Source organism: Alcanivorax sp., from assembly GCF_014762765.1.
Lineage (GTDB): Bacteria > Pseudomonadota > Gammaproteobacteria > Pseudomonadales > Alcanivoracaceae > Alcanivorax.
Genome location: NZ_JABURH010000087.1, coordinates 1 through 12,462 on the forward strand (window position 1 = coordinate 1; position 12,462 = coordinate 12,462).

Consider the following 12,462-nt stretch of genomic DNA (forward strand, 5'->3'; position numbering starts at 1 on the left):
AGCGCCGCCCCCGGGTCTTCCGCCCGCATAAAGGCCTCGCCGACCAGGAACGCATTAATGCCGTTCTTGCGCATCAGCTTCACGTCTTCCGGGGTGTGGATACCGCTCTCGGTGACGATCATTCGATCCCCGGGGACCTTTTCCGCCAAGGCCAGGGTGGTATTCAGGCTGGTCTCGAAGGTATGCAGGTTGCGGTTGTTGATGCCAATCAGTTCGGCATTGAGATTCACCGCCCGCTCCAGCTCTTCCTCGGTATGCACTTCCACCAACACATCGCAGCCAGCCTGCTGGGCGGCGTGGTAGAGCTCGTTCATCTGCTCATCCGACAAGGCCGCCGCAATCAGCAGAATGGCATCGGCACCCATGGCCCGGGATTCGAAGATCTGCCAGGGATCGATCATGAAGTCCTTGCGCAGCACCGGCAGGTTCACCGCGTTGCGGGCGGCGCGCAGGTAATGCTCGTCGCCCTGGAAGAAATCCTTGTCGGTGAGTACTGACAGACAGGCCGCGCCGTTCTTCTCGTAGCTGCGGGCAATCTCCACCGGGTCGAAATCGTCCCGAATCACCCCCTTGCTGGGAGAGGCCTTCTTGATCTCGGCGATCACCGCCGGCTGGTGGTCGCGCACCCGGTCGAACAGGCTGGCGATGAATCCCCGGGCCTTGCGCTCATTGTCGGCCATGGCCTCCAATTCGCCCAGGGTGTAGTTGTTCTTGCCGACCGCAATTTCTTCCTGCTTGCGGGCAATGATCTTGTCGAGAATGGTGCCTGTGCTCATAACCGCTCTCCTTATCAGTCCGCAGCCGTGAGGGCCGTGCTGTATTGAGCCAGTTCACGCATGCGCTCTGCTGCCTCTCCATTGTGTATCAGGTCTTCGGCCATTCGTACCCCTTCTTTGTGAGTCCGGGTAATGCCGCTCACATAGATGGCCGCCCCCGCGTTCAGAGCGATCATGTCCGCCGCCTTGCGGGCCGCGTCACTGCTGCGTTTGCCGAAGGCATCGCGAATCAGGGCCAGGGAGGCGTCGGAGTCGGTCACATCCAGGCCGACCAGTGAATCGGAGTCCAGCCCCAGGTCTTCCGGGGTCACGTCGTATTCGCTGATTTCCCCGTTACGGAATTCCGCCACATGGGTTCGGGTGGCCAGGCTGATCTCATCCAGACCATCCCGACTATGCACCACCATCACGTGCTCGGCACCGAGACGCCCCATGACTTCTGCCATGGGCCGGCACAGCTTCTCGGAGAAAACACCCAGCACCAGACGCTGCACGCCCGCCGGGTTGGTCATGGGGCCGAGGATGTTGAACAGGGTCCGCATACCCAGCTCCTTGCGCGGGCCCACCGCATATTTCATGGCCTTGTGATGGTTGGGGGCAAACATGAAGCCCACTCCCACGTTATCAACGCAGCTGCCGATCTGTTCCGGGGTCAGGTCCAGGGCGATGCCGGCGGTTTCCAGCAGGTCCGCCGAGCCGCTTTTGGAGCTCACCGAACGCCCGCCATGTTTGGCCACCCGGGCACCGGCGGCAGCCGCCACAAAGGCGCTGGCTGAGGACACATTGAACAGGTTGGCGCCGTCACCACCGGTGCCGACGATATCCACCAGATACTGGCGATTCTGCACCGGTACCGCAGTGACCAGCTCGCGCATCACCTGCACACCACCGGTGATCTCGTCCAGGGATTCACTCTTCATGCGCAAGGCCACCAGGAAACCACCGATCTGGGCGTCGGTAGCGCCGCCGGTCATGATCTGACGCATGACCTCCTGCATCTCCTCGATGCTCAGGTCGATCTGCTCGACCACCTTGGCCAGGGCCTGCTGGATATTCATGCGGCGTCCCCTTGTTGTTCGTTGTTCAGAAAGTTCTCGAGCAGGGCATGGCCATGCTCACTCAAAATGGACTCGGGATGGTATTGCACCCCTTCGATGGGCAGGGTCTTGTGGCGCATGCCCATCACCTCATCCACACTGCCATCCTCGTTGCAGGTCCAGGCGGTCATTTCCAGGCAGTCCGGCAGACTGTCCTTTTCCACCACCAAAGAGTGGTAGCGGGTGGCCGTATAAGGCGACGGCAGGTTGCGGAAAATGCCCACGCCACTGTGGTAAATGGGTGAGGTCTTGCCGTGCATCACCTGGCGGGCGCGCACCACCTTGCCGCCGAAGGCCTGGCCAATACTCTGGTGGCCCAGACAGACCCCGAGAATCGGCAGCTTGCCGGCAAAGTGCTGAATGGCAGCAATTGAGATGCCCGCCTCGTTGGGGGTACAGGGGCCCGGAGAAATCATCAGCCGGTCCGGATTCAGCGCTTCAATCTCGTCGATGGAGATCTGGTCATTGCGGTGCACCAGCACCTCCGCACCCAGCTCCTGCAGATACTGCACCAGGTTGTAGGTAAAGCTGTCGTAGTTGTCGATCATCAGCACACGCATTACCGCTGTCCTCCGTCTGCCAGGTTGAGACCACCCAGTGCCAGATTCACCGCCCGGAACACGGCCCGGGCCTTGTTCATGGTCTCGTCCCACTCTGACTGGGGCACGGAGTCGGCCACAATGCCGGCGCCAGCCTGCACGTAAAGACGCTGATCCTTGACCACCGCGGTGCGGATGGCGATGGCGGTATCCATGTCACCGTTGAAACCGATATAGCCCACAGCACCGCCGTAGACGCCACGCTTGGTGGGCTCCAGTTCGTCGATGATTTCCATGGCGCGAATCTTCGGCGCCCCGCTCAGGGTGCCGGCCGGGAAGGTGGCACGCAGCACGTCCAGCGGCCCCAGACCGTCGCGCAATTCGCCTTCCACATTGGAGACGATATGCATGACGTGGGAGTAACGCTCCACCACCATTTTATCGGTGAGCGTCACCTTGCCCGGCTTGGCCACCCGGCCCACATCGTTGCGGCCCAGATCGATAAGCATGAGGTGCTCGGCGATTTCCTTGGGGTCGGCCAGCAGGTCCGCTTCCAGAGCCTGGTCTTCCTCGTTATTGGCACCGCGCTTGCGGGTACCGGCGATGGGTCGCACGGTGACGGCGCCCTGCTCTGCCCGGGTGAGAATTTCCGGGGACGAGCCGGCGATATGGAAGTCCCCCAGATCCAGATAGAACATGTAAGGCGACGGGTTCAGGTAACGCAGCGCCCGGTACAGATCCAGCGCCGGCGCCTTGAAGGGGCAGCTCATGCGCTGGGCCGGCACCACCTGCATCACATCCCCGGCGAGAATGTACTCGCGCACCTTTTCCACCCCGGCCTTGAATTGCTCTTCCGGGAATTCGCTGCGGAAATCGCTCTCGTCCACCGGCTCGCCATAGACGGTATGCTCCGGCTCCGGCAGGGGCGCACGCAGCAGCGCCTGCAGCTCATCCAGGCGCTGCGCCGCCTGCTCGCCGGCATCGGTTTCACGGGGGTCCACATGCACCACCAGGAACAGGGCGCCACGCAGGTTATCGAACACCACCACTTCTTCGGAGCGCATCAGCAGAATATCCGGCACGCCGAGCACATCCTCGCCGGGCGCCGGGCCCAGTCGGGGCTCGAAATAACGCACGCTGTCGTAACCGAAGTAACCCACCAGACCACCATTGAAACGGGGCAGCCCGGGAATTTCCGGTGAGCGATACTGCTGGCGATAGTCTTCAATCCACTGGATCGGGTCCGCTACCTCGGTGGTAGTCTCACCCTGCTCATTGCTGACCGTAACGGCCTGGCCGGTGATGCGGATCACTTCCGTGGCCGGTAACCCGAGAATGGAATAGCGGCCCCAGCGCTCGCCGCCCTGAACAGATTCAAACAGGTAGCTGTAAGGCCCCTGGGCCAGTTTGCGGTAGGCAGTCAGCGGCGTATCCAGATCCGCCAGCACCTCGCGTACCAGCGGCACCCGGGTATAGCCCTCTCGGGCATAACGATCCAGTTGCTGTTGTGACATGGTTGTCCCTATTGGTCTTCGCTCGGCCATTCAAACGCACAGGCCGACAAGTGCAACAATTGTAGAGGAAAAACAAGGCAAAAAGGGCGTGTCCGTGCAAGCGTTCAACACAGGCACAGAGGGAGCGTCACCATCGCCAGCTGGCGGGTGCGGAGAGGAAGGCAAAGCTGTTGATCAGGGCACGGTCCAAGGGGGACGTCCTTTCTCAAACGTGAAGATGGAGGAATTCTAGCGAATGAGAACGCCGGACGCCAGACGCGCTACCCCAGACGCTGAAAACCCGGGGGAAACTGCTAAACTGATGCCTCGATCGTTACCCCGCACCCGGCGTCCGGCGTCAACCCAGGAGCCCCATGAAAGTCCTTGCCTTGTTCACCGCCAGTGAATCCCGCGGCCCAGTGGAAAGCCACCCTGCCGTACAGCTGCGTGCCGGGTGCGGCATCGTTGGCGACCGTCATTACAAACGCAATGCCAAACCGGCCGAACAGATTACCCTGATCGAATCCGAAGCCATTGCCGCCTACAACCGGGATTATCAACAACAGGTTGAGCCCCACACCCTGCGCCGCAATGTGCTCACCGAAGGGGTGGATCTGAATGCCCTGGAAGGCCGGGAATTTCTGCTCGGCAACATCCACCTGCGTGGCATCGAATTGTGCGAGCCGTGCTCCGTGGTGGGCAAGCTACTGGCCGGCGACCTGACACCCCCTCAGGTGGTCAAGGCTCTGCTGGGCCGTGGCGGCCTGCGTTGTGAAATCCTGTCCAGCGGCGTGGTTCGCGTGGGCGACGAGATTGTGACGCCGGAAGGCTGAGCCTGTACCGCAGCATCGGCGGAGATTGCCCGCGGCAATTTCCGCCCTACGGCAAAACTGTTCTACTCTCCCCACCGCAGGAGCCTCGCTGGCGGCGCGATGCTCCTACCACGGACTTCGACGTGGGTTATCTTTCCTGTGTGCGTGCGAATCCATGCTACCCTCGCCCTTTTACTGCCCCGTAAGCCCCAATGAACATGCCTTCTTCTGACACCGTCATCGCTCAAACCCGCCAGTGGCTGGAACAGGTCGTCGTCGGCCTTAACCTGTGCCCTTTTGCCCGCAAGCCTCTCGGTGCCGGCCAGGTTCACTTTGCCGTCAGCGACAGCCGTAATGTGGAAACCCTGCTGGTAGACCTGTACGACGAACTGAAACGGCTGGATAGCACCCCCGCCGAGCAAATCGACACCACTCTGCTGATCATTCCCGACCAGCTGGACGATTTTCTCGACTACAACGACATGCTTGATCTGGCCGACGGCCTGCTGGAACAGCAAGGCTGGGAGGGCACCTATCAGATTGCCAGTTTCCATCCGGCCTATCAGTTTGCCGACACGGAGGTAGACGACCGGGAGAATTTCACCAACCGGGCGCCCTACCCGATCCTGCATATCCTCCGTGAAGCCAGCCTGGACCGCGGCCTGGCCAACTACCCGGACCCGGAACAGATTCCCGAGCGCAACATCGCCACGCTTAACGGCCTCAGTGAAGACCAGTGGCGCGACCTGTTCGGCAATCTGGAAGGGAAAACTCCATGAATCTGGATCTGACCGACATCGGCCTGGTCACAGCAGTGGTGGTGATTGCCGCCCTGTTCTGGCGCTCCCACGGCATCCGCGAACGGACGTTGATTTACACCCGGCGTTTCTGCCAACGGGAAGAGGTAGAGTTTCTGGATGATACAGTGGGGCTGGAAAAACTGGCGCTGATGAAAGACCGCCACGGCAAACGACGCATCACCCGGATTTACCGCTTCGAATTCACCGTCACCGGCGGCGAGCGCTACCCGGGCCACACCTATGTACAGGGGGGCCAGGTGCAACGGGTGGAGTTACCGCCCCACCGCTACACGCCACCGCCAGAGCGGATTCACTAGCCTTATTGCCCTGCGCAGTCGATGTACTCGATATAACCGTCGCCACTGCAAGGTTGCCCCTGGTACCGTCCCTCAAAGGCATAGGAAGCGGTATAGCCGCGACCCAGACCAAAACGCCAGGGGCTGACAATGCGGCACTCGATATCGAGCTCCTCGCCCTCCGCGCTCCCAACCCGCCAGCGAAATCGCAGTGGCAACCTCATGGTTTTTCCATCCGGGGCCTGCGCCGGTTGCGGCTGATACTCCAGCACCTCGAGACTCACATCATCCACATGGATGGCCGCGGCACCACTTCGGTTCCGCACGTGCATCCCTTTGAAAAGAGGTCGACCCAGTGAACTTACATCGGTCAACAGCAGCTGAATATCATCAGTCAGATTGATAATCTGGTAGGTAAAAAAATCCGCCGGCAATTTCCAGGCATCCGGGATCACGCGCCGGGTCAGCGCATAGGGGCTGGCGCTTCGCGCATATTCAAAAGTGCAGGGGTGGTCCTGAATCTCCAGAGTCTGCCCATTACGGGTCAGCGTGCCACTGCAAAAAGCCAGCAGGCTGAAGTGATCGTAGGCCACATTGCGCACAAACCACGACACCGTATTGGTACACCGAATAGCAAGCGTCAGCCGGAAATCCTCATAGGCCACCTCAACCTGATAATCCGGAAAGCAGCCCGTAATGGTCAGGTGCTCACCGAACGCCACCAGCACATCGCCCTCTTCCCGCCGGCAGTCGTTGGCAATGGAATAGGCCTGGTAATGGTGGTCATCACCCTCTGCCGTTGAACACAGGAAAGTGGCGGTATCCGACGGCGGATCACGCAACAGGTAATCGTTGTCCATCATCAGGGTGCCTGTGGCACCCAGCAACGTCATGATATTGCAGTAACGAAACGGCTCCGGAAGACCGGGAATAAAGATGCCGTAATGGACCATGCCATAGCGTTTTCCTCCGCCATCCGGACGCATGATCTCCGGCACGGTAAACGGCTCTACAGACGCTGCCACCGCGTGGTCAATCTGTGGCAGCACCCCGTCCACCAGGGCGCGGTTAATCACAGACATAACCCAGGCAGGCAGTTTTGCTGACACTAACAAGTCATCAATTCCTTATCGACGAACATGCACAATGATTCTTCAGGCGCAATCGGCCTCGATGGCCACCACCGCCCCGCTTTTCTGGCGGGAGGACTCATCACGGGCATTGGCGTCCAGACGCGCAAAGGCCCTTGGCAACAGGCGGCGCGCCACCCGGTTGACTGGCTTCTCCAGCCACTGGGGCAGGTCCATACCCAGGGGGTTGGTTTCTGCGATATCCGCTTCCCCGATGACCCGGGTACCCATGATGTAGTCGAACCAGGGGCGCGTCACACACCAGTTGGCGTCCTGGTTGGTGTTCATGTGGTGGTCGTAATGCCAGGGCAGGTTTGCTTTCGCCCATTCCGGGTCCAGATGCGCCTTGCTGTGCTTATGCCAGTATTGCCAGGCGCCATAGTACACGCCGATGGTAAAGAAGGGCGCCACCACCACGGTAGGCGTGAACACGACACAGAGTCCGATCAGCGCCGCCTTCTCATTGAACATTTCCTGGTCTTTCCACATGGATTGGGTGTAGCCCTCGTCCTCGAAACCATTCAGACGGGCACGCTTGTGGTGGCGAATATGGGTAAAGAACGGACTATTGCGGTGCTTTCGCGGGAATTCGTGCAACCACACCTTGTGGGCGTACCACTCGAAGGCGTTAACGCCAAGCAATGCGACGGGAAAACCGAGCATGGGAAGACCTCATGGATAACCTGTTGCCGGCTATTGTGCCCACCTCCTGTCCGGTCGCTTTGATCCGCAGAGCAGTAATCCCCGTCATCAGGATCAAGAATCCGGGTTTTCCGACTGCTTGCGTTTGCGGTAGGCACTTGGGGTTTCCCCGGTCCAACGCTTGAAAGCGCGGGTAAAGGCCGCCGGTTCCGAGAAGCCGGTCAGATAGAGAATCTGGTCGATGGGCTCCTGGGTGCGCGCCAGCAAGCGCCGGGACAGACGCTCCCGGTAACCGGCCAGCAGCTGTTTGAAGCTGGTCCCGGCCTCCTCAAGCTCCGCCCGCAGCGCCCGAGGCTTGCGGCCAACCCGCGCAGCCAGCGCATCCAGGGACGCATCGCCCTGCTCCAGCAAGCTGCCCAGCTCCCGCTCCAGGGTGAGCAGGAAATCCTGGCGTGCCAGATCGGCCATCTTCTGCAAGGCCAGTTTTTCATGCACCGCCAGCAGCTCCGGCTCCGCCGCAGGCGAGGCCCGGTCCAGCAGGGCAGCGGGGAACACCAGCGCCCCCTCTTCTGCCCCCAAGACCACCGGACACCGGTAAACACTTTCGTAAAGGGTCCCACTGGCGCCTTCGGCATGTTCAAACTGGATATGCTGTGGCTGGAAGTCGCCCTCGGAGACATGGCGCAGGAAGCGCAGAACAATGCAGGTCGCACATTCCAGATAATGACGAACCGGATGACTGAGCCCGGACAGGATTGCCCTCTCGCCCTCCACCCGCAACTGAAATTGCATGGCGTCGGTCATCAGCCGGCTGTAACGCAATGCCCGCTCCAGGCCCTCGCCGAAGGTGGGGCTACTGAGGAACAGATACTCGAGAACCTGCCCCCGCCATGCCGGCAGCATACCGCCGATGCGCAGCCCGATATCCGGATCGCCGCTAACCTTTTCGGCCGCATCCCAGAAGCGTTGCTGAGGAGAGTTGATACGCCGCTGGGAGCGATCCGGCGGTTCGTCAGGCATACCGACACTGGCAAAGATGGCGGCGCAGTCCAGGCCCGCCTTGCTCATGGCCTGGTAGGTCATCCACAGAAAAGTACCGTTATCGCTGGCAGGTATATTGCTCATGGCACAAGTATACGGGGGCGTGTGCAGGCAGGCACGCTGCATCCACACGCCCAGGCCTCCGCAGCCCGAATGCCACAGCTACACTACGGCATGGGTTTGTCGCAATTGACCATCCACGGCACCCCGAAGCGGTCGGTACACATGCCAAAGCGTTCCGCCCAAAAGGTCTCCTCCATGGGCATGCGAATCTCACCGCCCTCACTTAGCGCCGTAAAAATCGCTTCCGCCCGTTCGGCGGTTTCCGCTTGCACATTGATGATGGTGCCTTGCGGCTTTTCATAAACGTCCGGGGGACAATCCGAGCCCATCAGTACAATGCCTTCCCCTTTCAGACAGACATGGCAGATGTTGTTGTGGCACTCGGGGGGCACCTCACTGGCCATGGGTGATTCCCCCATGGTGATCAGAAAACTGATCTCAGCCCGGAGCACACTGGCATAATAATCAAAGGCTTCCCGGCAGTTTCCCTGAAAGTTCAGGTAGGGGTTGAGACGGACGTCTGACATGGTTTCTCTCCTTGAATGGATTGGCTTTCCATAGCTAATCGATTGGGATGAGGATTTTTCGACAGGTCCCCACGTTTGTAAGCGTCGCTCTCTGTGCTCTGCGAGTAGGCGGCGCGATAAGAGACCAGGATCAAAAGCATTTTCACCACAGAGGACACAGAGCCCACAGAGAAAACCCGTCTTTTCCTCAGTGATCTCTGTGACCTCTGTGGTAAATACGTCTTTCAGGTTTTGGGTGATCGCGCCGCCAGCGACGGACAGGAAGGCAGGAAGGCCCACCAAACCATTCGCGACTCAAGCGTCGCTCCTACGCGGCGTTGTAGAGAAACCCGGGGGTTATTTAACGCGCTGTTTGCCCAGCTTCCTGGCCAGGGTGCGGCGGTGCATACCCAGCCGCCGGGCGGTTTCCGAGATATTAAACCCGGTTTCCGCCAGGGTTTCGTGGATACGCTCCCACTCCAGGGTTTTCAGGTCGGTTTCCCGGGCGGTCAGGGCCACGTCCACGTCGCCTTCGGCGCGCAGGAAGGCCGCTTCGATATCGTCGGTGTTGGAGGGCTTGGCCAGGTAATGGCAGGCACCCAGCTTCACCGCTTCCACCGCCGTGGCAATGCTGGCGTAACCGGTGAGCACCACGATCAGCATGTCCTCGTTTTGCTGATTAAGGGTCTGCACACAGGCCAGACCAGAGGCCTCACCCTTCAACTTCAGGTCCACCACCGCATACCCCGGATCGTGCTCCTCCAGCAGTTTCTCCATGTCTTCCATGCCGGCAGCATGAATCACGGTATAGCCACGCCGTTCGAAGGAGCGACTCAGGGTGCGGGCAAAAGCCTCATCGTCTTCCACGATCAGCAGCAACCGCTCAGTCTGTTGATCAACCTCACTCACAACTTATTCCTCTTCCAGCGTAACGGCGGACAGGGGTAACGACAGCATCACCACGGCACCGCCCTGCACCAGATTCCGGGCGCGCAGATTGCCCCCCAGGGTACGCAACACATTCATCACCAGGAACAACCCAAGGCCGCTACCAGGTCGCCCCTTGCTGGACTGATAGGGACGGCCCAGGCTTTCCAGCATGGTCGGCGGGAAGCCCGGCCCCCGGTCAGTCACCGAGATCACCAGGTTGTCGTCATGGCGATGCACATCCAGACGCAGCCATTGCGGCGATGCCTCCAGGGCATTGTCCAGCACGTTATGGATGCTCTGCTTCAGGGCCGAGTCGGAAACGATGCTCAGGTCCTGGCCAAAATCATTCAGGTAAATAAAATCCTTCACCGGCCGGGTTTCCCGCCATTCGGCAACCAGGTCATCCAGGAATTCCCGGGCGGTGGTTTCCTCCGACGACTCGCCCCGTGCCTCACCGGCAGACAGCAGGATGCCGCTGACGATGGATTTGCAGCGCAGCACCTGGGTCTGCATTTCGCCGATTTCCTGGGCCATATCCGGGTCGGATTTGAATGGTTCCATATGCCGCCAGTCACCGAGAATCACCGACAGGGTGGCCAGCGGGGTGCCCAGCTCATGGGCGGCGCCGGAGGCCAGCAAGCCCATGCGCACGATATGCTCTTCCTCAGCGGCCCGCTGGCGCAGCTCCGCCAGGTGCTCGTCGCGCTGGCGGCGGTTGCGGGTGATGCGGTTGATAAAGATCACCAACAGCACCCCGTTGAGCACGAAGCAGATGATCATCCCCTCAATATAGAGGCTGAACAGCCCTTTTGAATGATCCAGCGGTAACGGCAGCGGCTTGCCCGACCAGGCCAGCCAGGCAAAACAGAGGGTGGTAGTAATCAGGATCACCCAGGTGGACCACACCTTGAGCAGCACGGCGCCAAGAATCACCTGCAACAGGTAAAGAAACACAAAGGGATTGGTGGCGCCGCCACTGAGATAGAGCAGGATGGTCAGCGTGGCCACATCGATCAGCAACGACAGGAACAGCTCGGTATTGCCGATGCTTTTCGGCAACTTGAGGCGCAACAGACTGACTGCGTTGAGCAACAGCAAGCCAAACAGCACCACCAGCATCTGCCCCAGTGGCAAGATGATGCCGAAACCGAAGTGCACCAGCAGGATGGTGGCCAACTGACCGCCCATGGCGATCCAGCGCAACTGGATCAGCAGCTGCAGGTTCTTGCGGCCGGCCACGTCCTCACTGGAACGGCGGATAGCCGCCAGGGGCGGGGTGCCGGCGGGGGCTGTCATTGTCAGTTTATCCATGGCCAGTCAGTTTACCGACTTCGGCGTGAAGGTGTGAGGCGGTTAAGCAACCGTTAATTCCCTTTTGTGGGCAGCGATGCTCGCATCGCGAAAAACCGACCGCCGTGCCACCTGCTTCGCGATGCCAGCATCGCTTCCCACAGGACATCAGGGCCGGTTAACACTACCAGGGTCGTCAGCGCTTGCGCTGTTCGCGGACCACCAGCCAGGCCGCCAGGATCACACCCAGCGCCAGGGCAAACCAGGTGAAGGCGTAAACCCGATGGTTATTGGGGAAGCGGATTACAGTCAGCCCCCCTATCGGTCCGGGTTGCTCACTGGCATCCGCATCGACAAAGAAGGGGGCTACCGGTGCCAGCCCGTGCCGTTCGGCCATGGCCAGCACATCCCGGGAATACCAGCGGTGCTCAGCGGGCACATTGTCCCGCAACAGGCCGCCGCCCGGTTCGTTAAGGCGCAGTAAGCCGACCACAGAGACCTCGCCGCCCGGGGTAAAGTCTCCCCGACCGGCCTGCTCCCGCTGACTCTGGGGCACGAAGCCCCGGTTGATGTAGACCCAGCTGCCATCCCCCCGTTGTAGCGGCACCATCACCCAGTAGCCCTGCCCTTCTTCCGTGGCCGCCGCCACCAGGGAGATCCCCTCGGCACGATACTGTCCCGTTAGCTCAACGCGCAGATATTCGTGGGCGGCCTTACTCACGGTTGCCCAGTCGCCCTGTGCCGGCGCTGGCACCGGGTCCGCATGCACACGGGCATCTACCCGGGCAATCAGATCCTCTTTCCAGGCCAGCCGCTGCACCTGCCAAACGCCCAGGGCAATAAAGCCGGCAAAGGCCGCCAGGCACAACAACAGAAACAGGAAAGAAAGAAGACGCCGACGAGCCATGGCAATGCCTCTTCAAACGTGGGGAAAGATCGTTAAACCCTTTTCACCACAGAGAACACTGAGATTAAGCGGTTTTACTCAGTGAAGTCTGTGATGAAAAAGCTTTTGTCCGACGCATGGGGCGTTTCTGCATGCCCCCT

At 60.4% G+C, this 12,462-nt stretch carries 14 protein-coding genes; 3 read left to right on the forward strand and 11 right to left on the reverse strand.

What is annotated here, in order from left to right; translation table 11 throughout:
* The 4 genes from trpC to trpE form a co-directional block, all read right to left on the reverse strand.
* A partial coding sequence (trpC, locus tag HUJ17_RS04255; protein ID WP_290509507.1) for an indole-3-glycerol phosphate synthase TrpC occupies positions 1-776 on the reverse strand: 776 nt, incomplete at its 3' end.
* 14 nt (positions 777-790) lie between these two features.
* Positions 791-1,834 carry an anthranilate phosphoribosyltransferase gene (trpD, locus tag HUJ17_RS04260; RefSeq protein ID WP_290509508.1) on the reverse strand — a complete coding sequence of 348 codons (1,044 nt, stop codon included), beginning with the start codon at positions 1,832-1,834 and terminating at the stop codon, positions 791-793.
* Positions 1,831-2,433: an aminodeoxychorismate/anthranilate synthase component II gene (locus HUJ17_RS04265; RefSeq protein ID WP_035250222.1), complete on the reverse strand. Its 603-nt coding sequence runs from the start codon at positions 2,431-2,433 to the stop codon at positions 1,831-1,833. Before HUJ17_RS04265 ends, trpD begins: the two co-directional genes overlap by 4 nt.
* Positions 2,433-3,926, reverse strand: a complete 1,494-nt coding sequence (gene trpE, locus HUJ17_RS04270) for an anthranilate synthase component I (protein WP_290509509.1) — start codon at positions 3,924-3,926, stop codon at positions 2,433-2,435. The genes HUJ17_RS04265 and trpE overlap by 1 nt, the downstream gene beginning before the upstream one ends.
* A gap of 353 nt (positions 3,927-4,279) precedes the next feature.
* On the opposite strand from trpE, the gene HUJ17_RS04275 reads away from it, so the two are divergent.
* The 3 genes from HUJ17_RS04275 (at position 4,280) to HUJ17_RS04285 (ending at position 5,834) form a co-directional block, all read left to right on the forward strand.
* Positions 4,280-4,738: an MOSC domain-containing protein gene (locus tag HUJ17_RS04275; protein ID WP_290509510.1), complete on the forward strand. Its 459-nt coding sequence runs from the start codon at positions 4,280-4,282 to the stop codon at positions 4,736-4,738.
* Positions 4,739-4,929: 191 nt separating this feature from the next.
* Complete coding sequence (locus HUJ17_RS04280; protein WP_290509511.1) at positions 4,930-5,496, forward strand: DUF1415 domain-containing protein; 567 nt, start codon at positions 4,930-4,932, stop codon at positions 5,494-5,496.
* Positions 5,493-5,834, forward strand: coding sequence for a DUF3301 domain-containing protein (locus tag HUJ17_RS04285; RefSeq protein ID WP_290509512.1), 342 nt, complete (start codon positions 5,493-5,495; stop codon positions 5,832-5,834). Before HUJ17_RS04280 ends, HUJ17_RS04285 begins: the two co-directional genes overlap by 4 nt.
* A 2-nt stretch (positions 5,835-5,836) precedes the next feature.
* Here HUJ17_RS04285 and HUJ17_RS04290 read toward each other — a convergent pair whose 3' ends face one another.
* The 7 genes from HUJ17_RS04290 to HUJ17_RS04320 form a co-directional block, all read right to left on the reverse strand.
* Positions 5,837-6,889, reverse strand: coding sequence for a DUF6670 family protein (locus tag HUJ17_RS04290; RefSeq protein WP_290509513.1), 1,053 nt, complete (start codon positions 6,887-6,889; stop codon positions 5,837-5,839).
* Between the two features lie 78 nt (positions 6,890-6,967).
* A complete protein-coding gene (locus HUJ17_RS04295) occupies positions 6,968-7,606 on the reverse strand; it encodes a sterol desaturase family protein (RefSeq protein ID WP_290509514.1) in 639 nt (212 codons plus the stop codon).
* A gap of 93 nt (positions 7,607-7,699) precedes the next feature.
* Positions 7,700-8,710: an AraC family transcriptional regulator gene (locus tag HUJ17_RS04300; protein ID WP_290509515.1), complete on the reverse strand. Its 1,011-nt coding sequence runs from the start codon at positions 8,708-8,710 to the stop codon at positions 7,700-7,702.
* 83 nt (positions 8,711-8,793) lie between these two features.
* Positions 8,794-9,216, reverse strand: coding sequence for a VOC family protein (locus HUJ17_RS04305; protein WP_290509516.1), 423 nt, complete (start codon positions 9,214-9,216; stop codon positions 8,794-8,796).
* 336 nt (positions 9,217-9,552) lie between these two features.
* Complete coding sequence (locus tag HUJ17_RS04310; RefSeq protein ID WP_290509517.1) at positions 9,553-10,104, reverse strand: response regulator transcription factor; 552 nt, start codon at positions 10,102-10,104, stop codon at positions 9,553-9,555.
* Positions 10,105-10,107: 3 nt separating this feature from the next.
* Positions 10,108-11,436: an ATP-binding protein gene (locus HUJ17_RS04315; RefSeq protein WP_290509518.1), complete on the reverse strand. Its 1,329-nt coding sequence runs from the start codon at positions 11,434-11,436 to the stop codon at positions 10,108-10,110.
* 175 nt (positions 11,437-11,611) lie between these two features.
* Positions 11,612-12,322 (reverse strand): SURF1 family protein, encoded by a 711-nt coding sequence (locus HUJ17_RS04320; protein ID WP_290509519.1) that lies wholly within the window; start codon positions 12,320-12,322, stop codon positions 11,612-11,614.
* Between the last annotated feature and the right edge of the window lie 140 nt (positions 12,323-12,462).